Annotated in this window: 34 protein-coding genes; 9 read left to right on the top strand and 25 right to left on the bottom strand. The window is 70.1% G+C overall.

Features of this window, described 5'->3' with window-relative positions:
- Positions 1–135 precede the first annotated feature (135 nt).
- Both ACIBCJ_RS17360 and ACIBCJ_RS17355 read right to left on the bottom strand, forming a co-directional pair.
- Positions 136–600, bottom strand: a complete 465-nt coding sequence (locus ACIBCJ_RS17360; protein ID WP_365980251.1) for a DUF3618 domain-containing protein — start codon at positions 598–600, stop codon at positions 136–138.
- The gene (locus ACIBCJ_RS17355; protein WP_133890487.1) at positions 597–1,016 is read right to left on the bottom strand and encodes a phage holin family protein; all 420 of its coding nucleotides are present in this window, start codon (positions 1,014–1,016) and stop codon (positions 597–599) included. Before ACIBCJ_RS17355 ends, ACIBCJ_RS17360 begins: the two co-directional genes overlap by 4 nt.
- 158 nt (positions 1,017–1,174) lie before the next feature.
- On the opposite strand from ACIBCJ_RS17355, the gene dapA reads away from it, so the two are divergent.
- From dapA to ACIBCJ_RS17340, 3 genes are all read left to right on the top strand, one after another.
- Positions 1,175–2,107 (top strand): 4-hydroxy-tetrahydrodipicolinate synthase, encoded by a 933-nt coding sequence (gene dapA, locus ACIBCJ_RS17350; protein WP_365980250.1) that lies wholly within the window; start codon positions 1,175–1,177, stop codon positions 2,105–2,107.
- A 38-nt stretch (positions 2,108–2,145) separates the two neighbouring features.
- Positions 2,146–2,334, top strand: a complete 189-nt coding sequence (locus ACIBCJ_RS17345; protein ID WP_362107796.1) for a hypothetical protein — start codon at positions 2,146–2,148, stop codon at positions 2,332–2,334.
- Between the two features lie 103 nt (positions 2,335–2,437).
- Positions 2,438–3,100 carry a DNA alkylation repair protein gene (locus tag ACIBCJ_RS17340; protein ID WP_365980305.1) on the top strand — a complete coding sequence of 221 codons (663 nt, stop codon included), beginning with the start codon at positions 2,438–2,440 and terminating at the stop codon, positions 3,098–3,100.
- A gap of 52 nt (positions 3,101–3,152) precedes the next feature.
- Here the strand turns inward: ACIBCJ_RS17340 and ACIBCJ_RS17335 are convergent, their stop codons facing one another.
- From ACIBCJ_RS17335 to ACIBCJ_RS17290, 10 genes are all read right to left on the bottom strand, one after another.
- Positions 3,153–4,433, bottom strand: a complete 1,281-nt coding sequence (locus ACIBCJ_RS17335; protein ID WP_365980249.1) for a site-specific integrase — start codon at positions 4,431–4,433, stop codon at positions 3,153–3,155.
- Positions 4,433–4,633, bottom strand: coding sequence for an AlpA family transcriptional regulator (locus ACIBCJ_RS17330; protein WP_153180436.1), 201 nt, complete (start codon positions 4,631–4,633; stop codon positions 4,433–4,435). The genes ACIBCJ_RS17335 and ACIBCJ_RS17330 overlap by 1 nt, the downstream gene beginning before the upstream one ends.
- 2 nt (positions 4,634–4,635) lie before the next feature.
- Positions 4,636–6,021, bottom strand: a complete 1,386-nt coding sequence (repSA, locus tag ACIBCJ_RS17325; RefSeq protein WP_365980248.1) for a replication initiator protein RepSA — start codon at positions 6,019–6,021, stop codon at positions 4,636–4,638.
- A complete protein-coding gene (locus tag ACIBCJ_RS17320; protein ID WP_326653631.1) occupies positions 6,018–6,215 on the bottom strand; it encodes a hypothetical protein in 198 nt (65 codons plus the stop codon). Before ACIBCJ_RS17320 ends, repSA begins: the two co-directional genes overlap by 4 nt.
- Positions 6,216–6,303: 88 nt before the next feature.
- Positions 6,304–6,621 (bottom strand): SpdD-like protein, encoded by a 318-nt coding sequence (locus ACIBCJ_RS17315; protein WP_365980247.1) that lies wholly within the window; start codon positions 6,619–6,621, stop codon positions 6,304–6,306.
- Between the two features lie 23 nt (positions 6,622–6,644).
- A complete protein-coding gene (locus ACIBCJ_RS17310; protein ID WP_063789674.1) occupies positions 6,645–6,800 on the bottom strand; it encodes a hypothetical protein in 156 nt (51 codons plus the stop codon).
- 9 nt (positions 6,801–6,809) lie between these two features.
- Complete coding sequence (locus tag ACIBCJ_RS17305) at positions 6,810–7,001, bottom strand: mobile element transfer protein (RefSeq protein ID WP_007387681.1); 192 nt, start codon at positions 6,999–7,001, stop codon at positions 6,810–6,812.
- A gap of 21 nt (positions 7,002–7,022) precedes the next feature.
- Positions 7,023–7,688 carry a DUF2637 domain-containing protein gene (locus ACIBCJ_RS17300; protein ID WP_365980244.1) on the bottom strand — a complete coding sequence of 222 codons (666 nt, stop codon included), beginning with the start codon at positions 7,686–7,688 and terminating at the stop codon, positions 7,023–7,025.
- 44 nt (positions 7,689–7,732) lie between these two features.
- Positions 7,733–9,088, bottom strand: a complete 1,356-nt coding sequence (locus ACIBCJ_RS17295; protein WP_365980243.1) for an FtsK/SpoIIIE domain-containing protein — start codon at positions 9,086–9,088, stop codon at positions 7,733–7,735.
- A gap of 2 nt (positions 9,089–9,090) precedes the next feature.
- Positions 9,091–9,447: a hypothetical protein gene (locus ACIBCJ_RS17290; RefSeq protein ID WP_365980242.1), complete on the bottom strand. Its 357-nt coding sequence runs from the start codon at positions 9,445–9,447 to the stop codon at positions 9,091–9,093.
- Between the two features lie 152 nt (positions 9,448–9,599).
- Between ACIBCJ_RS17290 and ACIBCJ_RS17285 the strand changes: the two genes are divergently transcribed.
- Together ACIBCJ_RS17285 and ACIBCJ_RS17280 are read left to right on the top strand one after the other, a co-directional pair.
- Positions 9,600–10,331: an XRE family transcriptional regulator gene (locus ACIBCJ_RS17285; protein ID WP_365980241.1), complete on the top strand. Its 732-nt coding sequence runs from the start codon at positions 9,600–9,602 to the stop codon at positions 10,329–10,331.
- Between the two features lie 51 nt (positions 10,332–10,382).
- Positions 10,383–10,853, top strand: coding sequence for an NUDIX domain-containing protein (locus ACIBCJ_RS17280; RefSeq protein ID WP_365980240.1), 471 nt, complete (start codon positions 10,383–10,385; stop codon positions 10,851–10,853).
- Here the strand turns inward: ACIBCJ_RS17280 and ACIBCJ_RS17275 are convergent.
- From ACIBCJ_RS17275 to ACIBCJ_RS17215, 13 genes are all read right to left on the bottom strand, one after another.
- Positions 10,850–11,401, bottom strand: a complete 552-nt coding sequence (locus tag ACIBCJ_RS17275; protein ID WP_319217972.1) for an HD domain-containing protein — start codon at positions 11,399–11,401, stop codon at positions 10,850–10,852. The two genes, ACIBCJ_RS17280 and ACIBCJ_RS17275, sit on opposite strands and share 4 nt — an antisense overlap.
- Before the next feature lie 397 nt (positions 11,402–11,798).
- Positions 11,799–12,590, bottom strand: coding sequence for a hypothetical protein (locus ACIBCJ_RS17270; RefSeq protein WP_365980239.1), 792 nt, complete (start codon positions 12,588–12,590; stop codon positions 11,799–11,801).
- Between the two features lie 284 nt (positions 12,591–12,874).
- A complete protein-coding gene (gene dapD / locus ACIBCJ_RS17265) occupies positions 12,875–13,864 on the bottom strand; it encodes a 2,3,4,5-tetrahydropyridine-2,6-dicarboxylate N-succinyltransferase (RefSeq protein ID WP_362107793.1) in 990 nt (329 codons plus the stop codon).
- 9 nt (positions 13,865–13,873) lie between these two features.
- On the bottom strand, positions 13,874–14,467 hold the full coding sequence (locus tag ACIBCJ_RS17260; RefSeq protein ID WP_362107790.1) for a TetR family transcriptional regulator: 594 nt from the start codon (positions 14,465–14,467) through the stop codon (positions 13,874–13,876).
- Positions 14,467–14,787, bottom strand: a complete 321-nt coding sequence (locus tag ACIBCJ_RS17255) for a multidrug efflux SMR transporter (protein ID WP_362107787.1) — start codon at positions 14,785–14,787, stop codon at positions 14,467–14,469. Before ACIBCJ_RS17255 ends, ACIBCJ_RS17260 begins: the two co-directional genes overlap by 1 nt.
- A gap of 94 nt (positions 14,788–14,881) precedes the next feature.
- Positions 14,882–15,214 carry a metal-sulfur cluster assembly factor gene (locus ACIBCJ_RS17250; RefSeq protein ID WP_059301801.1) on the bottom strand — a complete coding sequence of 111 codons (333 nt, stop codon included), beginning with the start codon at positions 15,212–15,214 and terminating at the stop codon, positions 14,882–14,884.
- On the bottom strand, positions 15,211–15,681 hold the full coding sequence (gene sufU / locus ACIBCJ_RS17245; RefSeq protein ID WP_362107783.1) for a Fe-S cluster assembly sulfur transfer protein SufU: 471 nt from the start codon (positions 15,679–15,681) through the stop codon (positions 15,211–15,213). Before sufU ends, ACIBCJ_RS17250 begins: the two co-directional genes overlap by 4 nt.
- A 17-nt stretch (positions 15,682–15,698) precedes the next feature.
- Entirely contained in the window at positions 15,699–16,955 is a 1,257-nt protein-coding gene (locus tag ACIBCJ_RS17240; RefSeq protein ID WP_133890493.1) for a cysteine desulfurase, read from the bottom strand.
- On the bottom strand, positions 16,952–17,716 hold the full coding sequence (gene sufC, locus ACIBCJ_RS17235; protein WP_362107778.1) for a Fe-S cluster assembly ATPase SufC: 765 nt from the start codon (positions 17,714–17,716) through the stop codon (positions 16,952–16,954). Before sufC ends, ACIBCJ_RS17240 begins: the two co-directional genes overlap by 4 nt.
- Before the next feature lie 7 nt (positions 17,717–17,723).
- On the bottom strand, positions 17,724–18,041 hold the full coding sequence (locus tag ACIBCJ_RS17230; protein WP_019329250.1) for a non-heme iron oxygenase ferredoxin subunit: 318 nt from the start codon (positions 18,039–18,041) through the stop codon (positions 17,724–17,726).
- Positions 18,038–19,222, bottom strand: coding sequence for a Fe-S cluster assembly protein SufD (gene sufD / locus ACIBCJ_RS17225; protein ID WP_362107773.1), 1,185 nt, complete (start codon positions 19,220–19,222; stop codon positions 18,038–18,040). Before sufD ends, ACIBCJ_RS17230 begins: the two co-directional genes overlap by 4 nt.
- A 60-nt stretch (positions 19,223–19,282) precedes the next feature.
- Positions 19,283–20,704 carry a Fe-S cluster assembly protein SufB gene (gene sufB / locus ACIBCJ_RS17220; protein WP_003976894.1) on the bottom strand — a complete coding sequence of 474 codons (1,422 nt, stop codon included), beginning with the start codon at positions 20,702–20,704 and terminating at the stop codon, positions 19,283–19,285.
- Positions 20,701–21,459 (bottom strand): metalloregulator ArsR/SmtB family transcription factor, encoded by a 759-nt coding sequence (locus ACIBCJ_RS17215; protein WP_362513710.1) that lies wholly within the window; start codon positions 21,457–21,459, stop codon positions 20,701–20,703. The genes sufB and ACIBCJ_RS17215 overlap by 4 nt, the downstream gene beginning before the upstream one ends.
- Positions 21,460–21,630: 171 nt before the next feature.
- On the opposite strand from ACIBCJ_RS17215, the gene ACIBCJ_RS17210 reads away from it, so the two are divergent.
- The 4 genes from ACIBCJ_RS17210 to ACIBCJ_RS17195 all read left to right on the top strand — a co-directional run bounded on the left by ACIBCJ_RS17210 (position 21,631) and on the right by ACIBCJ_RS17195 (position 25,394).
- The gene (locus tag ACIBCJ_RS17210) at positions 21,631–22,419 is read left to right on the top strand and encodes an AAC(3) family N-acetyltransferase (RefSeq protein ID WP_365980238.1); all 789 of its coding nucleotides are present in this window, start codon (positions 21,631–21,633) and stop codon (positions 22,417–22,419) included.
- Between the two features lie 76 nt (positions 22,420–22,495).
- Complete coding sequence (locus ACIBCJ_RS17205) at positions 22,496–23,419, top strand: ABC transporter ATP-binding protein (RefSeq protein WP_362107763.1); 924 nt, start codon at positions 22,496–22,498, stop codon at positions 23,417–23,419.
- 88 nt (positions 23,420–23,507) lie between these two features.
- Complete coding sequence (locus ACIBCJ_RS17200) at positions 23,508–24,317, top strand: ABC transporter permease (protein WP_365980237.1); 810 nt, start codon at positions 23,508–23,510, stop codon at positions 24,315–24,317.
- 54 nt (positions 24,318–24,371) lie between these two features.
- Entirely contained in the window at positions 24,372–25,394 is a 1,023-nt protein-coding gene (locus ACIBCJ_RS17195; RefSeq protein ID WP_365980236.1) for a COX15/CtaA family protein, read from the top strand.
- The last annotated feature ends 14 nt before the right edge of the window (positions 25,395–25,408 follow it).

The raw sequence follows: 25,408 nt of genomic DNA, 5'->3' as shown, positions 1-25,408 counted from the left end.
GCCCGCCCCCCCCCACACCACGCCCCCCAGACTACATTACCCCCCCCACCCCCCCCCCCCGGGCCGGCGGGGGCGGGCGCCCCCCCCCCCCCCCCCCCCCCCCCCCCCCCCCCCCACCCGTTCTCGTACACGGTCTCAGCAGTGCCCGTGGTGGCGGCGCCGCACCAGGCTCGCCCCGAGCACCACGCCCGCCACCGCCCCTGCCACCAGCACGGCGCGCGGATGCCCGAGCCCCGCGCGCACCGCACCCCCGGCCCGTCCGGACGACGCGGTGTGCCGCCGCCCTCCGTCCCGTCCCGGGACCTTGTCCTGTGCGGCGTGGCCGGCCCGGCCGGCCTTGTCCTGCACGGCGTGCCCGGCGTGCGCCGCCGAGCTGCGCAGCTGCACGGTCATGGCTCCGGCCTTGTCCCTCAGGTCGGCGGCCCGGGCCTTGGCGCGGCCCTTCACGTCCGCCTTGCCCGCCAGTTCCTCGACGGTGTCGCCGAGTTCTCCGCGGGTCCGTTCGATCTGCTGCCTCAGCTCGTCGGGGCCCTTGGCTCCGCCGACCGGCTGCGCCGTGGAGCCGCTCCTCGTGCCGTCCCGGCCCGTCGCGTCGGTCATCGATGTGCCCTTTCCCTGATCTGGTCCACGTCGGCCTTGACGCTGTCGAGGGTCTCCTCCGGCTTGGGCGGCACGGCCCGGCGGAGCTGGGAGCGACCGGCCATGGCCAGGACGCCGGCGATCACGAAGAGCACCGCCGTCACGATGAGCGCCGCGGCCCAGACGGGCAGCACCAGCGAGAGCGCGGCGGTGGCCGTGCCTGCCAGGGCGAACAGGCCCACGTAGGCGATGGCGCCCGCGGCACCGAGCATTCCGCCGCCGCGCCCGGCCCGCTTGCCCTTCTCGGCCAGTTCCATCTTGGCCAGGGCCACTTCCTGGCGCACGAGCCGTGAGAGCTGCTCGGTGGCCTGCCCGACGAGTTCGCCCACGGAGTGCTGCTCGTCGCGCACCGGCCTCGTGTGCATGGTTCCGGTCACGGTGTTCCCGCCTCCTCTCGGTTCGGAGCACCCCGGGTACCCCGGCCCCGGCGGCACTACCCTTGCCCGCGCACACGGACGTAACTGAAGCATCGCTTACCACTATCTCGTAGAAGAATTAAGTGGAGCTACACTGTCGAGCCGCCGACACTACTCGCATGACGACAGACGCCCCTCGCCCCGCGCCCTTCGGCCGCGCCCTGTGCGCGATGGTCACGCCCTTCACCGAGTCGGGCGCGCTCGATCTCGACGGCGCACGGCGCCTCGCCGCCCGGCTGGTCGCCCGGGGCTGCGACGGGCTCGTGCTGTCCGGCACCACGGGCGAGTCTCCGACCACCTCGGACGCCGAGAAGGCGGCCCTGGTGGCGGCGGTCCGGGAAGCCGTCGGGGACCGTGCGGCCCTGGTCGCCGGGGTGGGCACGGCGGACACCCGGCACACCGTGGAGTCGGCCCTGGCCGCCGAGAAGGCCGGCGCGGACGGCCTGCTGGTGGTCGCGCCGTACTACAGCAGGCCCCCGCAGGACGCCTTGGAGTGGCACTTCCGCGAGGTCGCCGACGCGAGCGGCCTGCCCGTGATGCTGTACGACATCCCGGGGCGCACCGGCACCCGCATCGAACCCGGCACCCTCGTCCGGCTCGCCGAGCACCCGCGGATCGTCGCCGTCAAGGACTGCTCCTACGACCTCCTCGGCACCCAGAAGGTGCTCTCCCGCACCGGCCTGGCGTACTACGCGGGCTGCGACGAGCAGGTCCTCGCCCTGTACGCGATCGGCGCGGCGGGATACGTCAGCACGGTCGCGAACGTCGTACCGGAGCTGTTCCGGGCCGTCCTCGACGCCTTCGACGCGGGTGACACCGGGCGGGCCGCCCTGCTGCAGCGACGGGCGCTCCCGCTCGTCGAGTCGATGATGGCGGCGGGCCTGCCCGGCACGGTCACCGCCAAGGCGCTCCTCGGCGCACTGGGCCTGCCGGCGGGCCCGGTCCGCGCGCCCCTGCGCCCCGCGGACCCGGCCGCCACGGCAGGTCTGCTGACGACCTACGAGCAACTGACCGCCGACACCGTCCGGTTGCGAGCGCAGCGCGGCAAGTGACGGGCGGTCATCCGTACGGACGGGTTACGGTGCGGGCGATGAGCAGACGACGCTACGTGGCCCGGGGCGTCCCGGGCGGGTACCGGATCTGGGACAGCAAGGGCCGCCGCTGGTGGGGCGACCTGTACGAGCTGTGCCCCGACGACCTCCTGACCGAGCTGAACGGACCGGCCGACCAGGTCCGCGTCACCGCGCTGCTCAAGCGCTACCGCGCCCTGAAACGGTGAGCGCCGCCGTAGGCTGGACCGGGCAGGCGGGCGAGGCGGACGGCGACGGGAGGCGGCCGAGGTGCCGGAGAAGACACCGACCGGGCCGGCGGTGGCCGAGGTGATGGCCGAGCTGGCCGCACTCGACGACCCGAAGGTCCGGGCCGTGAACGAGAAGCACGGCGACGACCACGGCGTGAACCTCACGAAGCTGCGCGCCCTCGCCAAGCGCCTGCGCACACAGCCGGAACTCGCGCGCCGCCTCTGGGCGACGGGCGACTCCGCCGCACGGCTGCTGGCCGTCCTGGTCTGCCGCCCGAAGTCCTTCGAGCGCGACGAACTGGACACCATGCTGCGCGAGGCCCGCACCCCCAAGGTGCACGACTGGCTCGTGAACTACGTGGTGAAGAAGAGCCCGCACGCCGAGGAGCTGCGCGTGTCCTGGACCGCCGACCCGGACCCGGTGGTCGCGAGCGCCGGCTGGGCCCTGACCACCGAACGCGTGACGAAGAGGCCCGCCGGCCTCGACCTGCCGGCTCTGCTGGACACGGTGGAGTCGGAGATGAAGGACGCCCCGGACCGTCTGCAGTGGGCGATGAACCACTGCCTGGCCCGGATCGGCATCGACCACCCCGGTCACCGCCCCCGCGCCCTGGCGATCGGTGAGCGCCTCGGCGTCCTGAAGGACTACCCCACTGCCCCGGGCTGCACCTCCCCGTACGCCCCGGTCTGGATCACGGAGATCGTGCGCCGCCAGCAGGAGCGGTCCGCCCCCGCCGACGGCTGAGCGCCCCCCCCCGCCCGACGGACGGAAAGGGCGCCCGGCGAGGACGGGTGCCTCAGTTGTGGCTGTTCTGATCACCTTCCAGGTCAGACGCCTGACCTGAGCCATGGGCCGTATCGGGGCCGTCCTGGGGGTGGTCCGGGCCGCGAAGGACGCGATCGACGGTGGCCCGGGTGCGCGCCTCGCTGTTCGGCATCAGGTGGGTGTACGTGCGCAGCGTGAAGCTCGGGTCGTGGTGCCCGAGGTACTCACTCAGGGCCTTGATGCTCTCGCCAGCGTCCAGGAGGACGGAGGCGTAGAAGTGGCGCAGCGCGTGCATGCCGTTCTCGCGGCCGAGGGGTATGCCGGCAGAAACGAGCGCCGGGCGCCACACGGACCGGTTGAACCGAGTCCGGTTGAGCGACCGGCGCGCCGCGGTGACGAACAGCAGCGAGGCTGTGACGGGCGGCCCGTCCGGCGTCTTCCACGGCAGAGTGAGGTCCACCGGCTGATGCCTGGTGATGTGCGCCTCCAGTGCGGCGGCGACCGACTCGGGCAGCGGCACATGGCGTTCCTTGCCACCCTTGGGCGGCCCGAAGACCGCCTGAACACCACGGATGAGCTTGACCTGCCGGGTGACGCGAAGGACGCCGCCGAGGAAGTCGACGTCCTCGACCGCCAGGCCGAAGATCTCACCTTGCCGGAGACCGCAGCCTGCCCCGAGGGACACCATTTCCCTGTAGACGTCCGGCAGCGCCTCGTGCACGGCCATGACCTGGTCGACCGACCACGGCTTGACCTTGCGCCCGTCGAGGGCAGGCGCCCGCACCGAGCGAGCCCGGCAGGGATTTTCGGCGATGACCCGGTCCTCCACGGCGGCCGTGAAGACGGCGGACACGTTGGCGAAGATGGACCGCCGGTAGGAGGCCGCCCGCCCGGTCTCCTCCAGCTGGCGCATCCAGGCGCGGAGGTGCGAGGGCCGGAAGGACGCCAAGGGCCGGTCACCGAGGTACGGCAGGGCGTGAACCCGCAACCGGATCTCGACGCTCTCACGGGTCACCGGGTCGATCGTGAGCCCCGCCATCCATTCCTTGGCGTACTGCCCGAAGGTCACCGCACCCGCCGCAGGATCGATGTATCGCCCTTGCGACATGTCGGCTTCGATGTTGGACAGCCAGGCGTCAGCCTTGCGCTTCTGCTTGTCCGGGAAGCTCTTCGACTTCTCGGAGCCGTCCGGCGCGACGTACCGGGCGCGGTAGCGGTGTCCGACGCCGTACCGCTCGGTCTTGACCTTGACGGTCTTGCCGTCCGGGCCCGGGACGTTCTTGTACCAGCGGTCTTGCACATGTCCGGCCATCAGGCAGCAGCCCCTTTCATGCGGGACTGCACCCAGCTCTGCACGTCCTTCGGGTCGTAGCGCAGGTGCCGACCGACCCGGAAGCCGCGGGGCCCCAGACGCTTGCGCCGCCACTGGTAGACGGTCTCGACGCTGGGGAGGTCGAAGAGCTGGACCAGGTCTTCCGGCGTGAGGTAGCGCTCAGGCAGCCGAGTCGGCATGGTCACCACTCCCCCTCGGCGTGCAGCTCTGCCAGAGCTTCGCGAGCGGTCTCGCGGTTGCCTTGCAGATCACGTGCGATCGTCGCAGCGAGGGCGGATTCACCAGGGGTGTGACCGTGCCCGGCATACTGCCAATCGGCCAGCACCAGGACGGTGTCAGGCTCGCGGTCTTCGAGCGCGAGAGCTTCGCGTTCCTGCGCGGCGCGGAAGTCGGCGCGTGCCTTTCGCAGTGCGCCGAGCGTGGTCGAGTAACGGCGGCTCTTGCTGGAGAAGTGACCACGGAAGCCGAGCATGTGAGCCCAGGCCCACAGGCGCCGATCCGGGTACAGCCCGTCCAGATCCCGGCATGCGGTGATCAGGCGCCGGGCGTGGTCCGGGACGTTGTGACGGTCGAGTTCGGCGAGTTCGCCCACCCGGCGATCGAGGGTTCCGGTGTTCTCGGCAGCCTTGGTCGCGTACTTCGCCACGTACGAGGCCACGGCCTGTTCAGTGAGATCGGAGCCGTCTCCGAACGCCTTGACTGGCCGGACGTCGAGTTGGCGACCCCACCGGAACGTACGGGCAGGCTGGTCCCCCGAGGCGGGGACACTGACGGTCGTGTACGAGTGATGGGCCGCGGCCCGGATCGCATCACTGAGCAGCTCCGTGCTGGCCCAGGACGGCGCCGCGGAGTCAGGTCCCTCGGCCCCGTCGATGCGGATCACGGCATGGAAGTGCACGGCGCCCCTCTTCTGGAACTCCGCGACCTTGCCGTACGAGAGGCGAGCGCACTCCTTCAGCTCTCGTTGCGTCAGGCCCGCGCGGGCGGCGATCTCGCGCCGGAGACGGTTCGTGAACCGCTGCCAGAGGTCCCCGGCGTGGTTGTTGAACAGGACGCTGCCCGCGTAGTCATACGTCTCCGGGTCCAGCGCGGCACCGAGGGCGGAGTCATCCGAGGCGTGCCGAATCCCGCAACGGCAGGGCCCGTGATCGGGCCGGTTGTGGACCGGGCCGAAGGAAGGCGCCGTGAGCGTCGCGAAGACGCGGGGGTGATTCCGGACCGTGGCAGGTATGTCCTTGTCCTCGTCTCCGGCGAGCCCGGCGCGGATCAGACGGTAGGTGTCGCCCGCGTAGATCCAGGCGCAGGACGGGCAGCGAGAAGCACGGCGATTCCCGCACGCGACTCGGAGACGTCCGCCCGGCTCATGCTCGGTGGAGTAGTGGTGCAGGGTCTCGCCGGTCGTCTTGTCTTTGTGAATGACCCAGCCGGACAGGTGGACCGGATCGGCGCAGCCACCGGTGCGGCGGACCTGGTCCTGCCAGCGGTCGAAGCCCGGAGACCCGGCCACCCTCAGCGTGTCGGAGAGGGTGACCGGGTCCAGGCCCGCGAAGGTCGCGGGGTTGGTCATGCACGACCCCCGGCGAACTGGGCGACGGAGGCGGGCAGTGTGCCGGCACCGTGGCAGGCCGGGCAGTCGACGGCGAGCGTGGGCAACTGCCCGGAGGCGTCGCGGTCGCCGGAGGATACGGCGGCGGTGGCGAAGCCGTCGCAGTTCGGGCAGATCCGCGGGGATGCGGCGGTGGCCGGGGCGGAGCCGGTCATGATGGAGGTTCCTTCCGGTTGAGAGATCGGACAGGGACGGCGCCCGGAGCGGACAAGACTTGGCGGTTGAGGCCGCTCCGGGGGCCGCTCAACGCCGCTTGGACTCAGAGGCGAGCAGCGAGCGCAGGACGACGGCGCACACGGCGACCGAGGCGCCGGTGATGGCGACCGCGAGCAGCATCGAGACGAGGACGGCGCCGACGACGAGGACCACGGCGGTGCCGCCACCGACGAGGGCGAGCACGGAGCCGGGCGTGAGCTGAACCGTGGGACGAGCGGGCGCCGGAGCCGCCATGACGGGCGGCGGGGCCTGGTCGCTCGGGACGACGGCGGTCGGCTCGATGACGGCGGGCGGGGACACGAAGCCCGTGGGCGCGGGGTTGGTCGGGACCTTGGGACGCAGCATGGGTGATCTCCCTTCTGAGTGAGCTACTTAACGAAGCCGTCGACGGCGGGGGCGAAGACGCTGTCGGCGAGAAGGAACCCGCCGAGCAGGAGCACGCCGATCAGCCACCAGGGCGGACGGATGAGCTTGACGCCGAGGACTCCGACGCAGAGCAGGGCGAACCAGAGCGGGACGTCCATCACGACCTCCTAGCGGACCTTGCAACGGTGGGTGCGGGCGGCGAGCTGGGCGGCGGACTGGCTGGTGTAGTCGGCGGACCAGCCGCAGCCGTCCGAGCTGCACACGGCGGCGTGCTTGGTCTGGCCGTGGCGGTCGCGGTGGGTGCCGATCTGCACCGGTCCGATCCGCATCACGGAGTGGAAGAAGTCGCGGGCAGGCATGACGGGTGATCTCCTCTCGGTTCAGACGAGTTGGGCGGCGATGGCATCGGCCATGGGCGCGGGGACGCCGAGGCGAGCGCGAAGCGTGTCGGTGTCGATTCGGGCACCGGTCCGTTGTTCGTGGTCCGCGGCGACCTTGCGGGCGTGCTCGACCAGCGCGGCCGGGACCGGCACCGCGGGAGCAGGTTCAGCGGCAGGGAGAGCCGGGGTGTCGTCAGCGGCCGAGACGGGATCAGGCTCAGCGGCGGGAACAGGCTCCGGGCCGGGGTCCGAGGCGGGGGCCGCCGTGGACGGCGACGGAACCGGCGTCCGGTCTTCGATGGCGGAGTTGGGAGCGTGGGCGAGCAGCGTGCCGCCGAGGAAGGCGAGGGCAGGCCAACCGGCGACGCCGAGCCGGAGGAGAGCAGGCGGGTGTTCCAGGTCGAGGAACCCGGCCGTGGCGACGTTCGCGCCGAGCGAGGCCACCAGGGCGATCAGGAACCAGCACCAGGCCAGCCGGGACGGCCCGTCATTGCGCAGCCGACGCCAGGCCGCGACCAACAGCAGGTCGACACTGACCGGGTAGGCCCATGCCTTCCAACCGGTCTGCCCGGCAGCGGCGGCGAGGTCGTGCAGGTGGGCGAAGGACAGGGCTCCGGCGATCACGGCCTGAACAAGCACGGCGTCCGGGCGAATCGAGCGGGTCATGTCGTCACCTCCTTCGCGAGGGTCAGGCCAGGGAGAGGGCGTTCTCAGGCCGCAGCCGGAGCGGACTCGACGGCGGGCACCAGCGCCGGAGCAGGAGCGCCGAGCACGGGCCGGAAGGGAGCCAGGGCGGGCACGTCCGGGGTCAGGTCGGCATGCCGGTTGCAGATGTTCACGGCCTGCCGCAGTGAGGTGTGCGGGGCGCGGATGCGAGCCCAGCCGCCCGTGGAGTCACCCGTGACGGCGACGCCCGGCGTGTCCGTGGGGATCTGGATCGCGGCCAGCACGGCATCCGGAGCGATGTCACCGAAGGCCATGTTGGCGCTGGACTCGTCGTTGACGCGGTGTGCCGTACGGCCGGTGAGCTGGGCGCGGAGCATGGTGATGCCCTTGCCGAGTTCGGAGCCGAACCGCTGTCCGCAGATCTCCAGATAGATGCCGGCAGCGCGGCCGAGCTGGGCGAGACGGGCGAGCGCGGTGATGATCCGGTCCCGCCGCTTCTCCTCGTCCTTGGTCGCGAAGAGGGCGAGTTCGGCCACCTCGTCGACCAGGACCACGATGGGTATCGGGCGCAGGTCCTCGCGCAGGTCCCAGATATCGGCGGCGATCTCGGCGTCCGGCACGTCAGCGGTGATCCGCTGTTCGGCACGGATGAGCTGGTAGACGTCCTCCATGTGGGACACGAGCGCGTCGAGAAGTTCGGCGGCGGAGTCGGGGTTGTCGGCCAGTGCGGAGAAGCGGCGAGCCAGTGGGAACAGCTCTACGCCCTGCTTGCAGTCGATGCCGACCAGGGCGACCCGCTGTGAGGCGAGGGCGGCGACGAGGTTGCGCTGATAGACCGACTTGCCGGACTCTGTGGCGCCGAGCGTCAGCGCGTGCGGAACCGTGCGGTAGTCGCGGAAGTGGACCGAGCCGTCTTCGCGCAGGGCGACCGGAACACGCATCGGACGGGACTCGGTCACGGCGGGCATCTGCACGCGCTTGAGCACGTCATAGCCGGTCATACGCACTTCGACCACGCCGGAGCGCAGCTCACGAGAGGTGACGCCGTACACGGCGAACGAGTGCCGCAGCCGGTCGCACGACGCGGCCACGTCGAAGGCGTCCTGACCGGGCCGGAGCTTGAGCCGGAGCACCAGGCCGGTCCGGGTCGGCCGCACCCGGAGGATGCGCGGGGCGCGAGGGCCGGGGACGGGCCGGTTGGTCATCCGGGCCAGGCCGATGCGCCAGCGGGCGGCGGGGACCGTCAGGCCGCAGGCGTCCATCACCGAGCCGTACCGGACCAGGACCCGGAGGGCCGCGAAGGTGACCCCGAAGGTCAGCCAGAACCAGGCGGGGCGCCGCCACCGCAGGAGTCCCGCAGTGGCGGCGACCAGCACCAGAAGGACGATGAGTGACGTCACGGTCAAGCCGCCTTCGACTTCGACATGTCGGCGGCGAGCGAGGTGACGGCGACCGCGCGGAAGGCGATCCCGTGCCGCTTCTGGCCGTTGAACTCGTTCTCCCACGGTCGGGCGATCAGCCCCGTGAGCACGACCGGCGTGCCCATGGTCAGCTCTCCGGAGACGCCGGTCTCCGGGACGGTGACGCTCAGGATCTCGACGTCGCCGTTGAGGGCGAACATCACGTTCACGGTCATCAGGGTCGCGCCGGTCTCGGCGTCGGTGGCGATCTCACCGGTACGGCGGTCGCGGATCTTCGGTTCGGGGGCCTGAGCCACCATCACGGTGGCGGTGGAGGTCTCGACGGGGATCTGACGCATCGTCTGTTCTCCTGTTCTCAGTTGAGCCGCCATGCGGCGGTGAGATCAGGAGACCGCGAGAGGTAGTGGACGCATCACGGTCCGTATGGACGTTTAGGGACGTCTGAGCTATCGTCAAAACGTCCCTACGGCGTCCCAGGAGAGGACACGTCATGGCGAACGAGCGTCTGCGCGCGGCCATTTCAGCGAAGGGCGAGACGATCCAGTCCGTGGCTCAGCACGTCGGAGTGGACCCCAAGAGCGTGGAACGGTGGATCACGACGGACCGCACGCCGCACCGGGGACACCGCTGGAAGGCTGCGAGCTTCTTGGGCGTCGATGAGGTCTACATCTGGCCCAGCGTGCAGAAGCAGGCGGAGACCGCGAGCACGTCAGAACTGATCACGTACTACCCGCACCGGGGAGCCGTGCCGACCGCCCTGTGGTCGTCGCTGATCGAGAAGGCGAAGGACCAGGTAGACGTCCTCGTGTACGCCGGTCTGTTCCTCTTCGACAGCCATCCGGACCTGCCGGACCAGTTGGCGGAGAAGGCCAAGGCCGGGGCACAGATCCGGATCCTCCTGGGAGACCCCGACTCCGAAATGGTCCGCCAGCGCGGCGAGGAGGAGGGCATTGGCGGCGACCTGGCCGCACGCGCCCGCATCACACGTCGCTACCTCGAACCGGCGATGACGACGCCCGGCGTCGAGGTCCGCTTGCACGACACGATCCTCTACAACTCGATCTACCGCTTCGACGACGACGTGTTGGTGAACCCGCATGTCCTCGGAGCACCGGCCGGACAGAACCCGGTCCTGCACTTCCGGTACATCCCGGGGGCCCGGACGTTCCGGCACTACATGCGCAGCTTCGACTACGCCTGGGAGCTCGGAGGCCCCGCGTAGAGGGATGCCGGCACAACCGCCACCAGCCCCCGGACATGCGAGGCTTGACCCATGGCCCGCATCGACTACTTCAACGCCCCGGACGCCCCGAAGGCGAACAGCATCGTCCCGTCAGTAACCGCGGTGGCGGTCAACGAGGCCGGGGAAGTCCTGCTCATCCACAAGACCGACAACAACCTCTGGGCCCTGCCCGGCGGCGGAGTCGACGTGGGCGAGTCGGCCCCCGACGCCGCCGTACGGGAGACGAAGGAAGAGACGGGCTTCGACGTCGAGGTAACCGGCCTGGTCGGCATCTACACCAACCCAGCTCACGTCATGGCGTACGACGACGGCGAGGTCCGCCAGCAGTTCTCCATCTGCTTCCGGGCCCGCATCGTCGGTGGCGAGCTACGCACGAGCAGTGAGAGCAAGGAGGTGGCGTTCGTGGACCCGAGCCGACTCGACAGCCTGAACATCCACCCGTCGATGCGGATGCGGATCGATCACGGTTTGTCCGACGGGACTAATCCCCACATCGGCTAACCAGCGAGGCGAGCGCGCGTCCGCTCGACGGCGGCCCCGAGGTACGGACGCGCCTTGCTGATCGCGTTGTGCACCTCACTGCCCTCTGCGTACCGCTCCAGGATCTCGTCAATGCGGCGATCGAAGTCGAAGGACTGCCCAGCCGGACCGGTCGTCATGTCTGCGTAGATCAGGGCATCCAGCACCGGGGAGTCTTCCCGCTCGTAGGCGTCCAGCTCCGCAGTCAGCCCACGCTGTTCGGCCTCGTAGACAGCCCCAGAGTGGTGAGCGACCAGGCGCACAAGCCGCTCCGGCGCCCCGAGCGATTCGAGATGCCGCGCACCATCGATCGGGTGGAATCCCGTATCCCGCAGCTCGGGCGCGTAGCCGAGGTCATGCAGCCAGGCCGCAGCGACGAGCAGATCGCGATCCTCCTCGGGCACAGCCGCGGATGCCTCCTGGGCACGAGCCGCGACGGCCTGAGTGTGCAGCCAGCGGTTCCCGAGCGGGGGCAACAGCGACTCGGCCAGTTCGGCCGCGCCTTGGGGCGTGTCCAGTCCAGAGGGCATAGGTCGCACGGTAGCCGAGACGGGCACGTAGCCGACAGCCCGGGAGTGTCCGTTCCGGATCATGGACGCGGTAGAACTTTCCCTACTTCATCAAGGCCCGCGCACGGCGCGGGCGCGCGCCGCCTCAACGGCGCGGCCCGCCTCCTGTCTTCGCCCCGGCTGGCCGCGCCCGGCGGCGCGCTCGGCGGCTGCGGGCATGAAGTGGGGAGACACCCTCTGTGGCTGGGGCGGTCGGCTCCACGGCTTTAGGCAGCCACTTTGGGGCGAGCCTCTAAGATCTTGGCCCCAACGTCGTGCTTTAACGGGCAGGTCCACAGACTGCCCGACTCGCCGGAAGCTTACGGGGCCAAGATCACTCGCCCCAAAGCAGCTCCAGCCCAAAGCCGCTCCGCCGACCTCACTTGCGACGTCGAGGAACGGGCAAGAGATTGTCCGAATCGAAGTACTCGCGAACCTCGTCCACTACCGCTTTCGCGGTAACGCTGAGCGATATTCCCTCATTATGCCTATACCCAACTAGGCGGTTGTGTATCCAATCAAACTTTGACTTAAGGAAGTCGTCAAGTTCAGGATAACGGTCAGGCATTTCTCTGGCGCATTCTTCAAGCACCGGGCCAATTGCGCTGAGATATTCATGCGCAGCCTCCAGGTGGCGCTCTATCAGGTCGGCTATCTTGGCCGGAAGAAGAGGATTCTCCAGCACTGCACGGAAGTCCGCCTCCTTCTCCGTGTATCTTCGAGGGACGGAAATCATCCCGTCCTTAAATTCCCAGTCTTTCGGCTTCGCGGGAAGCTCAACCTTCGCCCCTTCCTCTGCGGGGTCCTCCTTGTCTGCGTCATAGGAGCTGAGATAGTCCGCGTGGACCCAGGCCGTGGGACACAGTTCCGGTCGATACTCGCGCAACTCTTCAGACCTTCTCCTGCCGAAGGCGAATTCCAAGTACGCGTCATACATGCGAAAGATGTTGGCCTTCTCGCCAAAGTCCATATCGAAATCTTCCGCAAGTTCATCACTCCTCTTTCCGACGAATAGCTCAAGCGCCGAAGAGAGTGCTTCGATCTGCTTCTTGAAGATTTCAGTCCTGAGAGGTTGAAAAATAGTCCTCTTGGCGTTGATATAGCCCAGAATTGCCACCATCGAGGTGGCCAGCCAGAAAATCATCTGCACGATCGAGGTCGCTAATTTCACGACGCTTCCCCCTTGACCTGCCTTCGCCTACTGTGCCCCAGAACATATCTCGCATCCATCCTCAGTGGGTCGGCCTTCCCACAGATCCTGTATCGAAGCGTGCGCGGTACCGGGTCGATAAATCTGTGCCTCGCCGCACGCGACTACACGCTGAGCGCCCTCCCGGGCCGTCCTAGGGCCGTGGAAGGGCGCTCAGCGTTGACCAACGTCGACAGCTACCGACAGCTCAGCAGCAGGTCAGGGCGTTGATCGGTAAGGCGGCCGCAGGTCACGGCCGTCGGTGATCAGTTGTGGCTGTGCAGCACGTCGTTCAGGCCGCCCCACACCGCGTTGTTCGGGCGGGCCTCGACCGTGCCGGTGACCGAGTTGCGGCGGAAGAGGATGTTCGAGGCGCCGGAGAGCTCGCGCGCCTTGACGATCTGGCCGTCGGGCATCGTGACGCGGGTGCCGGCGGTGACGTAGAGGCCGGCCTCGACCACGCACTCGTCGCCCAGCGCGATGCCCACGCCCGCCTCGGCGCCGACCAGGCAGCGCTCGCCGATGACGATGCGGACGTTGCCGCCGCCGGAGAGGGTGCCCATGGTGGAGGCACCGCCGCCGATGTCGGAGCCGTCGCCGACGACGACACCCGCGGAGATGCGGCCCTCGACCATCGAGGTGCCCAGCGTGCCGGCGTTGAAGTTGACGAAGCCCTCGTGCATGACGGTGGTGCCCTCGGCGAGGTGCGCGCCGAGCCGGACGCGGTCGGCGTCGGCGATGCGCACGCCCTTGGGGGCGACGTAGTCGGTCATGCGGGGGAACTTGTCGATCGAGGTGACCTGGAGGTGCAGGCCCTCGGCGCGGGCGTTGAGGCGGACCTTCTCGATGTCGTCCACGGCGACCGGGCCGAGCGAGGTCCAGGCGACGTTGGCGAGGTGGGCGAAGATGCCGTCCAGGCTCTGGCCGTGCGGCTTGACCAGGCGGTGGGAGAGCAGGTGCAGGCGCAGGTAGACGTCGTGTGTGTCGACCGGCTTGTCGTCCAGCGAGGAGATGACCGTGCGGACCGCGACCACCTCGACGCCCCGGCGGGCGTCCGGACCGACCGCGGCGGTGGCGCCGCCGCCCAGGAGTTCGGCGGCCTGTTCGGCGGTGAGGCGCTCGGTGCCGGAGGGACCGGGCTCGTCGGACAGCGCGGGGGCCGGGAACCAGGTGTCGAGGACGGTGCCGTCGGCGGCGATCGTGGCGAGGCCGGCGGCCACGGCGCCGGTGGTGCGGGGAGCAGTCGTGTCGGTCATGAGGGCAACCTAACCGGCCGTCGCCGGTGGAAGCGAGCCGGGACCGCGACCGTCTCGGGTGGCGGGCGCGGGGACCAGCCGCGCCAGCACCTCCCGCGCGTACTCCTCGTCGTACGGCGTGTCCGTGAGGAGGACCTGGAGGCAGATGCCGTCCAGTACGGCGACCAGGGCGCGGGCCGTGACGGGGTCGGTGCGGGCGGCGAGCAGGGCGCCCACGCCCTCGGCCCACTCCGCGGCGACCGGGCGCAGGGCGGGACGGCGCAGGGCGGCGAGGTACAGCTCGTACTCCAGCTCCACGCCGGTGCGGTCGCCGCCGAGCCACTCGCCGAGGACGCGGGCCAGTTCCGCGGGCAGGTCGGCCTCGGGGTCCGACAGGGCGGGGTGGGCGGCGACGACCTCGGCGAAGCCCTCGTTGGCCTGGCGCAGGGCGGCGACCAGGAGGTCGTCGAGGGTCGCGAAGTGGTACGTGGTGGAACCGAGCGGCACGTCCGCCTCGGCGGCCACGGTGCGGTGGCTGAGCCCGGCGATGCCCTTCTGCCCGACGACCCGGATCGCGGCGTCGATGATGCGCTGGCGGCGTCCGGGATCGTGGCGGCGGGGCATCAGTGGGCTCCGCCCAGGTTGAGGACGACGACGCCGACGATGATCAGCGCGATCCCGGCGGCCTTGGTGACGCTCATCCCCTCACCCAGGAAGGCGACCCCGATGGTGGCGATGGCGGCCGTGCCCACCCCGGCCCAGATGGCGTACGCCGTGCCGACGGCGAGGAGCTTCAGGGTCTGGGCGAGCAGCGCGAAGGACAGCACGTACGCGAGTGCCGTCAGCAGGGAGGGGCCCAGCCTGCTGAAGCCCTCGCTGTACTTCATGGCGGTGGTGCCGGCGACCTCGGCGGCGATGGCCCCGGCCAGGAGCAGGTATCCCATGTGTACGAGCGTACATAACGAGGGCGGGGCGGACACGGCGAACGGCGGCACCCGAGGGTGCCGCCGTTCTTCGCGACAGTGCCGCCGGTGTGGCTCAGACGTTGAACCCGAGCGCGCGCAGCTGCTCGCGGCCGTCGTCCGTGATCTTGTCGGGGCCCCACGGCGGCATCCAGACCCAGTTGATGCGCAGCTCGCTGACGAGGCCGTCCGTGGCGGACTTGGCCTGGTCCTCGATCACGTCGGTCAGCGGACAGGCCGCCGACGTCAGGGTCATGTCGATGGTGGCGATGTTCGCGTCGTCGACGTGGATGCCGTAGATCAGGCCGAGGTTGACGACGTCGATGCCCAGCTCGGGGTCCACGACGTCCATCAGGGCCTCGCGGAGTTCCTCCTCCGAGGCCGGCTTCATCTCGAGGGTCTCGCTCATGCCGTCGTCTCCTTCTCGGCGTCGGCGCCTTCCAGCGCCTGTGCCGTCGCGTCCTTCCAGGCCATCCAGCTCAGCAGGGCGCACTTGACCCGGGCCGGGTACTTCGAGACCCCGGCGAACGCGACCGCGTCCTCCAGGACCTCCTCCATGGCGTCGTCGGGCTCGACCTTGCCCTTGGACTGCATCAGCTCCAGGAAGGTCTCCTGGATCTGCCGCGCCTGGGCCAGGTCCTTGCCGACCAGCAGGTCGTTCAGCACGGAGGCGCTCGCCTGGCTGATGGAGCAGCCCTGGCCCTCGTAGCTGACGTCGCTGATCGTCGTGCCGTCGTACTTCACGCGGAGGGTGATCTCGTCACCGCAGGTGGGGTTGACGTGGTGGACCTCGGCGTCGCCATCCCGCAAGCCCCGCCCGTGCGGGTTCTTGTAGTGGTCCAGGATGACTTCCTGGTACATGGAGTCCAGCTTCATGCTCTTCGCTCGTCCCGTCAGCCGAAGAAGTTCCGTACGTGCTCCAGGCCGTCGACCAGCGCGTCGATCTCGGCCGGCGTGGAGTACAGATAGAACGACGCTCGCGTGGTCGCAGGAATTCCGTAGCGCAGGCAGACGGGACGGGCGCAGTGGTGGCCGACCCGGACCGCGATGCCCTGCTCGTCGAGGACCTGGCCCACGTCGTGCGGGTGGATGTCGCCCAGCGTGAAGGAGATCGCCGCGCCGCGCTCCTCGGCCGTGGTGGGGCCGATGATGCGCAGGTCGGGGACCTCCAGCAGGCGCTTGACGGCGTACTCGGTCAGCGCGTGCTCGTGGGCGAGGATCTTGTCCATGCCGATCGAGCCGAGGTAGTCGATCGCCGCGCCGAGACCGACCGCCTGGGCGACCGGGGGCGTGCCCGCCTCGAACTTGTGCGGGGCCGGGGCGTAGGTGGAGGAGTGCATCGAGACGGTCTCGATCATCTCGCCGCCGCCCAGGAACGGCGGGAGGTCCTCCAGCAGTTCCTGGCGGCCCCACAGGACGCCGATGCCGGTCGGACCGCACATCTTGTGGCCGGTGAAGGCCACGAAGTCGGCCTGGAGGGCCTGCACGTCCAGCGGCATGTGCGGCGCGGCCTGGGAGGCGTCGACGCACACGAGCGCGCCGACCTCCTGGGCGCGGCGCACGATCGCCTCGACCGGGTTCTGGGTGCCCAGGATGTTGGAGACCAGCACGAAGGAGACGATCTTCGTCTTCTCGGTGATGACCTCGTCGATGTTGGACAGGTCCAGGCGGCCGTCGTCGGTGAGACCGAACCAGCGGAGCTTCGCGCCGGTGCGCTGCGCGAGCAGCTGCCACGGCACGATGTTGGAGTGGTGCTCCATCTCCGTGATGACGATCTCGGTCTCGTGGTCCACGCGGTAGGGGTCGTCGGCCCAGCCCAGCATGTTCGCGACCAGGTTGAGGGACTCCGAGGCGTTCTTGGTGAAGATCACCTCGTCGCGGGAGGGCGCGTTGATGAACTCCGCGACCTTGTCACGCGCGCCCTCGTACAGCGCCGTGGCCTCCTCGGCGAGGACGTGCACGCCACGGTGGACGTTGGCGTTGTAGCGCTCGTAGTACTCGCTGAGCGCGTCCAGCACCTGTCGCGGCTTCTGGCTGGTCGCCGCGTTGTCCAGGTACACGAGCTTGCGCCCGTCGTGGACCTGGCGGTCCAGGATGGGAAAGTCCTTGCGGATCGCCTCGGTGTCGAGGAGGCCCGGCAGCTGTGTCACTCGGATGCGCCGCCCTTCGTGTATGCCTCGTAGCCCTCGGCCTCCAGCTTGTCGGCCAGCTCGGCGCCACCGGACTCGGCGATGCGGCCGTCCGCGAAGACGTGGACGTGGTCGGGCTTGATGTAGCGCAGGATGCGCGTGTAGTGCGTGATCAGCAGGGTGCCGACCTCACCGGTCTCGCGGACGCGGTTGACACCCTCGGAGACGATGCGCAGGGCGTCGACGTCCAGGCCGGAGTCGGTCTCGTCGAGGATCGCGACCTTCGGCTTGAGCAGCTCCAGCTGGAGGATCTCGTGGCGCTTCTTCTCACCGCCGGAGAAGCCCTCGTTGACGTTGCGCTCGGCGAAGGAGGAGTCCATGTTGAGGCGCTCCATGGCCTCCTTGACCTCCTTGACCCAGTGCCGCAGCTTCGGGGCCTCGCCGCGGACGGCGGTGGCGGAGGTGCGCAGGAAGTTGGAGACCGAGACGCCGGGGACCTCGACCGGGTACTGCATGGCGAGGAAGAGGCCGGCGCGGGCGCGCTCGTCGACGGACATCTCCAGGACGTCCTCGCCGTCGAGGGTGACGGTGCCGCCGGTGATCGTGTACTTGGGGTGACCCGCGAGCGAGTAGGCGAGGGTCGACTTGCCGGAGCCGTTGGGGCCCATGATGGCGTGCGTCTCGCCCTGCTTCACGGTGAGGTCGACGCCCTTGAGGATCTCCTTCGTGGCGTTGTCGGCCTCGACGGTGACGTGCAGGTCTCGGATTTCAAGCGTTGCCATGGGTGCCTCAGGACTCCTGGGTGAGGGAGACGAGCACGTCGTCCCCTTCGATCTTTACGGGGTATACGGGGACGGGGCGCGTCGCCGGAAGACTGTCGGGCTTGCCGGAGCGGAGGTCGAAGCGCGAGCCGTGCAGCCAGCACTCGATGTGGCAGTCGTCGACCTCGCCCTCGGCCAGGGAGACGTTCGCGTGCGAGCAGATGTCGTGGATCGCGAAGACCTCGCCCTCGGTCCGCACGACGGAGATCGGCGTGCCGTCGAGTTCCACCCGCTTCGGGGTGTCCTCCTCCAGCTCGTCCGCTCCACAGACGCGTACGAAGGTCATGCGACCGACGCCTCCAGCTCTTCGGCGATCTTGGCGAGGAGCCGCTCCTCGATGTCCGCTACGCCGATCTGCTGGACCAGCTCGGCGAAGAAGCCGTGGACCACCAGGCGACGGGCGTCCAGCTCGGGGATGCCGCGCGCCATCAGGTAGAAGAGCTGCTCGTCGTCGAAGCGGCCGGTGGCGGAGGCGTGGCCGGCGCCGACGATCTCGCCGGTCTCGATCTCCAGGTTCGGCACCGAGTCGACCCGCGCGCCGTCGGTGAGGACGAGGTTGCGGTTCATCTCGTAGGTGTCGGTGCCCTCGGCGGCGGCCTCGATGAGCACGTCGCCGATCCAGACCGCGTGCGCGTCGTCGCCCTGGAGCGCGCCCTTGTAGACGACGTTCGACTTGCAGTGCGGGACGTTGTGGTCGACCAGGAGGCGGTGCTCCTGGTGCTGGCCCTGGTCGGTGAAGTACAGACCGAACAGCTCGGCCTCGCCGCCGGGGCCTGCGTAGGCCACGCGCGGGTGCAGCCGGACCAGGTCGCCGCCGAAGGTGACGACGAAGGACTTGAAGGTCGCGTCCCGGCCGACCAGCGCGTTGTGCTGGCCGACGTGCACGGCCTTGTCGTCCCAGTCCTGGACGGAGACGACGGTCAGCTTGGCGCCGTCGCCCAGGACGTAGTCGACGTTGGCGGCGAGCACGGCGTCGCCGGTGTGGTCGATGACGACCACGGCCTCGGCGAAGGCGCCCAGCTCGACGACCTGGTGGGCGTAGGCGGTGCCGCCCTCGCCGTGCACGGCGATGCGGATCGGCTCGGTGAGGACCGTCTCCTTGGGGACGGTGATCACGCCGGCCTTCTCGAACGCCGAGTAGGCCTGGGCCGCGACCCGGTCCACGGGGGTGCCGGCCCTGCCGATGCGCGCGTCGTCGCGGCCGACGGTCTCGACGACGACGCCCTCGGGCGCGTCGATGTCGACCTTCACGCCGTCACCGGTGGCGACGGCGGTGCCGTCGTGCAGCCCGCGCAGCCGCTCCAGCGGGGTGAACCGCCACTCCTCCTCGCGGCCGTGGGGGACCGGGAAGTCCGCCACGTCGAAGGACGCGGGCGCGCTCATGCGCGTGGCGACGGTCGACTCGGCGGCCACCGCGATCTGGCCCGCGGTGGTGGACCCCACGGGGATGTTCTGAGCCTCAGCCATGGCTGTCGGTCTGCTCTCTTCCTACGTTCCTGGATCTGGTGACTGCGGTGGGGGCGGGGGTCAGCCGACCGCGCCCTCCATCTGCAGCTCGATCAGCCGGTTGAGCTCGAGGGCGTACTCCATGGGGAGCTCCTTGGCGATCGGCTCGACGAAGCCGCGCACGATCATCGCCATCGCCTCGAACTCGCTCAGCCCGCGGCTCATCAGGTAGAAGAGCTGGTCCTCGGAGACCTTGGAGACGGTCGCCTCGTGCCCCATGGACACGTCGTCCTCGCGGACGTCCACGTAGGGGTACGTGTCGGAGCGGGAGATGGTGTCGACCAGCAGCGCGTCGCACAGCACGTTCGACTTGGAGCCGTGGGCGCCCTCGCCGATCTCGACGAGACCGCGGTAGGAGGTGCGGCCGCCGCCGCGCGCCACGGACTTCGAGACGATGTTGGAGGAGGTGTTCGGCGCCATGTGGACCATCTTGGAGCCGGCGTCCTGGTGCTGGCCCTCGCCCGCGAAGGCGATGGACAGGGTCTCGCCCTTGGCGTGCTCGCCCATCAGGTAGACGGCCGGGTACTTCATCGTCACCTTGGAGCCGATGTTGCCGTCGATCCACTCCATGGTCGCGCCCTCGTACGCCACGGCGCGCTTGGTGACCAGGTTGTAGACGTTGTTCGACCAGTTCTGGATGGTCGTGTAGCGGCAGCGGGCGTTCTTCTTGACGATGATCTCGACGACCGCGGAGTGCAGCGAGTCCGACTTGTAGATCGGCGCGGTGCAGCCCTCGACGTAGTGCACGTAGGCGCCCTCGTCGACGATGATCAGGGTCCGCTCGAACTGGCCCATGTTCTCCGTGTTGATGCGGAAGTAGGCCTGCAGCGGGATCTCGACGTGCACGCCCTTCGGCACGTAGATGAAGGAGCCGCCGGACCACACGGCGCTGTTCAGCGAGGCGAACTTGTTGTCACCGACGGGGATGACGGTGCCGAAGTACTCCTTGAAGAGCTCCGGGTGCTCCTTGAGGGCGGTGTCGGTGTCCAGGAAGATGACGCCCTGCTCCTCCAGGTCCTCGCGGATCTGGTGGTAGACGACCTCGGACTCGTACTGGGCCGCGACACCGGCGACGAGGCGCTGCTTCTCCGCCTCGGGGATGCCGAGCTTGTCGTACGTGTTCTTGATGTCCTCGGGCAGGTCCTCCCAGGACTCCGCCTGCTTCTCCGTGGAGCGCACGAAGTACTTGATGTTGTCGAAGTCGATGCCCGACAGGTCCGAGCCCCAGTTCGGCATGGGCTTCTTCTCGAAGAGGCGCAGACCCTTGAGGCGGAGCTTGGTCATCCACTCCGGCTCGTTCTTCTTCGCGGAGATGTCGCGGACGACGTCCTCGTTGATGCCGCGCTTGGCAGAGGCGCCGGCCGTGTCGGAGTCGGCCCAGCCGTATTCGTACTTGCCCAGGCCCTCGAGCTCAGGGTGAGCAGTCTCCGTGGGGAGAGTCATGCGGGGTTCCTCCCGGCCGTGCTTGCAGATGCGTGAGCGGTGTTCTCGGGCGCGCGCGCCGCGGGTGGCGCGTGCGAAGTCTTCGGAATGAACGTGGTGCAGACCCCGTCGCCGTGCGCGATGGTCGCGAGCCGCTGTACATGCGTACCGAGCAGCTCGGCGAAAAATTCCGTCTCCGCCTCGCACAGCTGCGGAAACTGCTCCGCGACGTGGGCGACCGGGCAGTGGTGCTGGCACAGCTGCTCGCCCTGCTGGGGGTGGGGTGCGCTCCGCGCGGTAGCAGCGTACCCGTCCTTGGTCAGGGCCTTGGCCAGCGCTTGAGCCCGCTGCTCGGCGGGGACCGACTCGACGGCCTTGCGGTACGCGCCCGACTGGGCGGCGATCCGGGCGCGGGCGAAGGCGGCGATCGCCTGCTCTCCGCCCTCCTGCTCGGCGATCCAGCGCAGGGCGTCGGCGGCCAGCTTGTCGTACGACTGGTCGAAGGCGTCCCGGCCGCAGTCGGTGAGCGCGAAGACCTTGGCGGGCCTCCCGCGCGTGCGCGTGCCGTAGACCCGCTGCTCGCGGGCCTCGACCACGTCGTCGGCGACCAGCGCGTCGAGGTGGCGCCGGACGGCGGCCTGGGTGAGGCCCAGACGTCCGGCGAGCTCGGCGACGGTCGAAGGCCCGTGGTCCAGGATGGAGCGCGCGACACGGTTGCGGGTGGACCGCTCACCGGTCGCGAGTTCCTCCTGCGGAGCCTCGCCAACGTTTTTCACAACGCCATTGTTGCGTAATTCGACGGGGGCGGGCAAGCCGCGTCCGGATCTTCGGACGGTGCCCTGTGTCACTTAGGCATACCTAAGCTGACCTGCGGAAACGATCTTTGATCGATCGCCGGCGGGCCGACGGGCTGGCGTCCGGGACCGGCTTCGGGAACACTCCCCCGCATGCCCACACCCCCTCCGACCGGCCCACTCGTCACCCGCGGCACACTCGCCGCCGGGCTGCGCGGACTGGGCGTGCGGACCGGCGAGACCCTGCTCGTGCACTCCTCCCTCAGATCCCTCGGCTGGGTCTGCGGAGGCCCCGTCGCGGTCGTCCAGGCGCTCCTGGACGTCCTCGGTCCGAGCGGCACCCTGGTCGTCCCGACCCAGACCGGCGACCTCTCGGACCCGGCGCTGTGGACCAGCCCGCCGGTGCCCGAGGAGTGGTGGGACACCGTGCGCGCGGTGACGCCCGCGTACGACCCGCTGATCACGCCCTCGCGAGGCGTCGGGGTGGTCCCTGAGACGGTGCGCACCTGGCCCGGCGCCCGGCGCAGCGCCCACCCGCAGACCTCCTTCGCGGCCCTCGGCGCCCTGGCCGCCGAGGTGGTCGCCGACCACGCGCGGGACTGCCGGCTCGGCGAACGCAGCCCCCTGGCCACCCTGGAACGGCTGGACGCCCGGGTCCTGCTGCTCGGCGCGGGCTACCACGCGTGCACCGCGTTCCACCTCGCCGAGTACCGCATCCCCTCGCCGCTGGTGGAGGTGGGGCGCCCGGGGCCGGTGGGCTGGGAGCGGGTGACCGAGGTGTCGATCACCTCGGAGCGCTTCGCCGAACTGGGCCACGACTTCGAGCGGGACCGGCCCGTCGCACGCGGCCGGGTCGGCACGGCCGACGTACGGCTGTTCCCGCTGCCCGACGCGGTCGCCTACGCCGAGCGGTGGCTGCCGCTGCACCGCCCCCGCGAGTGAGCCCCGTCCCCGGTGCGAGGTGGTTTTCCACACCCCCGCGCCCGGCCGGTCGTCCGCCTACCTAGACTCGTGAACCATGCGAAGCGACCCCGTGGTCCAGGTCCAGGCCCTGGTGAAGCGGTACGGCACGAAGACCGCGGTCGACGGCCTCGACCTGGTGGCCCGTCCGGGCGTCACCGCCGTGCTCGGCCCCAACGGGGCGGGCAAGACGACCACCGTCGAGACCTGCGAGGGATACCGGAAGCCGGACTCCGGGACGGTACGCGTCCTCGGTCTTGACCCGGTGACGCAGGGCGCCCTGCTGCGCCCGCGGATCGGCGTGATGCTCCAGTCCGGCGGCGTCTACTCCGGCGCCCGCGCCGACGAGATGCTGCGGCACGTCGCGAAGCTGCACGCCCACCCGCTGGACGTCGACGCGCTGATCGAGCGGCTCGGTCTCGGCTCCTGCGGCCGCACCACGTACCGCAGGCTCTCGGGCGGGCAGCAGCAGCGGCTCGCCCTCGCCATGGCCGTGGTCGGCCGCCCGGAGCTGGTGTTCCTGGACGAGCCGACCGCCGGCCTCGACCCGCAGGCCCGCCGCGCCACCTGGGACCTGGTCCGAGACCTGCGCGGCGACGGGGTCTCGGTGATCCTCACCACGCACCACATGGACGAGGCCGAGCAGCTGTCCGACGACGTCGCCATCGTGGACGCCGGCCGGGTCGTGGCCCAGGGCTCCCCGGAGGAGCTGTGCCGCGGCGGCGCCGAGAACACCCTGCGCTTCACCGGCCGGCCGGGCCTGGACGTGGCGTCCCTGCTCAAGGCGCTGCCGACGGACTCCTCGGCCGCGGAGCTGACCCCGGGGTCCTACCGGGTGAACGGCAAGGTCGACCCGCAGCTGCTCGCCACGGTGACCTCCTGGTGCGCCCAGCACGGGGTGATGCCGGACCGCATCTCGGTGGAGCGGCACACACTGGAGGACGTCTTTCTGGAGCTGACGGGCAGGGAGTTGCGCTCATGATTTCGGTCGACACCGAGGACGGCCGGGGGTCCGGGGGTAGGCCCCCGGGAGGACACAGCCTGGAGCTGACCGGCAAGGAGCTGCGCGCGTGACCACGACCACAGGGACACCGGGGGACACGGGGGCGCCCGGCACCGCCGGGACGTACGCGCCCAGGCCCGGCGCGGCGCCGCTGGGGCGCATGATCGCGGCGCAGGCCGTGCTCGAGACCAGGATGCTGCTGCGCAACGGCGAGCAGCTGCTGCTGACGGTGATCATCCCGACGCTGCTGCTCGTCCTGTTCAGCTCCGTGGACATCATCGACACCGGGGCCGGAGAGGCGGTGGACTTCCTCACCCCCGGCATCCTCGCGCTCGCCGTGATGTCGACGGCGTTCACGGGGCAGGCCATCGCCACCGGTTTCGAGCGCCGGTACGGGGTGCTGAAGCGGCTGGCCGCCTCCCCGCTGCCGCGCTGGGCCCTGATGACCGCGAAGACGGCGTCGGTCCTGGTCACCGAGGTGCTGCAGATCGTGCTGCTGACGGTGATCGCCTTCGCGCTCGGCTGGTCCCCGCACGGCAACCCGGGTGCCGTGCTGCTGCTCCTGGTCCTCGGCACCGCCGCCTTCTCCGGGCTCGGGCTGCTGATGGCGGGCACGCTGCGGGCGGAGGCCACGCTGGCCGCCGCCAACCTGGTCTTCCTGCTGCTCCTCGTCGGCGGCGGGGTGATCGTGCCCCTGGACAAGTTCCCGGACGCGGCTCAGAGCGTGCTGGGGCTGCTGCCGGTCTCGGCCCTGTCCGACGGGCTGCGGGACGTGCTCCAGCACGGGGCGTCGATGCCCTGGGGCGACCTGGGGATCCTCGCCGCGTGGGCGGTCGTGGGGCTCGCGGCCGCGGGGAAGTTCTTCCGCTGGGAGTAAGAACACATGCCGAACGACGACCCTCGTGAAAGCGTGCACAAGCGGGCCCCTACGATGGACGACGTGCCAAACGTGACCCGTGCCGACGCCGCAGCCGCCGTGCGCAACCCCCTCGCCTTCATCGCCGCACGCTGGACCCCGCACCCCAAGACGGTCCGGCGAGCGGCCCTCGCGCCCCTCGTGATGTCGGTGATCATCGTCGTCACCGGCGGCGCCGTCCGGCTCAGCGGCTCCGGGCTCGGCTGCCCGACCTGGCCCAAGTGCACCGACGACTCGCTCACCACCACGAGCGAGATGGGCTTCCACGGCGTCGTCGAGTTCGGCAACCGCATGCTGACCTACGTGCTCTGTGCCGCGGTCGGCTGGGCGATCATCGCCGCCCGCTCGCAGAAGCCCTACCGGCGCAGCCTCACCCTGCTCGGGTGGGCGCAGTTCTGGGTCGTGATGAGCAACGCGGTGCTCGGCGGCATCGTCGTGCTCGTCGGGCTCAACCCGTACACGGTCGCGGCCCACTTCGTGGCGACGACGGCGCTGCTGACGCTGGCGACCGTGATGTGGCAGCGCACCCGGGAGGGCGACGCGGCACCGCGCCCGCTGGTCGGCGCGTCCGTGCGGCAGCTGGTGTGGGTGATGGTCGTCGTCTCGGCGCTGCTGATCACGGTCGGCACCGTGGTCACCGGCGCCGGCCCGCACGCGGGCGACTCCAGCGACGTGCCGCGGATGCCGGTCGACTGGGAGATGATCAGCAAGGGGCACGCGGTCCTGGCGTGGATCGTGGTGACGCTGACGTTCGCCCTGTGGTTCGTGCTCAAGGCGGTCGACGCGCCCAAGGGCCCGCTGGCCCGCACCCGTGACCTGTTCCTGGTGCTGCTCGCCCAGGGGGTCATCGGGTACGTCCAGTACTTCACCGACCTGCCCGAGGTCCTGGTCGGACTGCACATGTTCGGCTCGTGCCTGGTGTGGATCGCGGTGCTGCGGGTGCTGCTGTCGCTGCGCGAGCGGCCCGAGGAGACGGTGCCCGCGCTGCCCGCTCAGGAGTACGACGCCACCAGCGTGTCGATGGCCGGCCCCAGGTAGCTCCGGGTCGGCGC

This window comes from Streptomyces sp. NPDC051136 (assembly GCF_044455745.1).
Classification (GTDB): Bacteria; Actinomycetota; Actinomycetes; order Streptomycetales; family Streptomycetaceae; genus Streptomyces.
The sequence above is the reverse complement of the archived record's forward strand: the minus strand, read 5'-3'. Positions and strand labels throughout refer to the sequence as shown.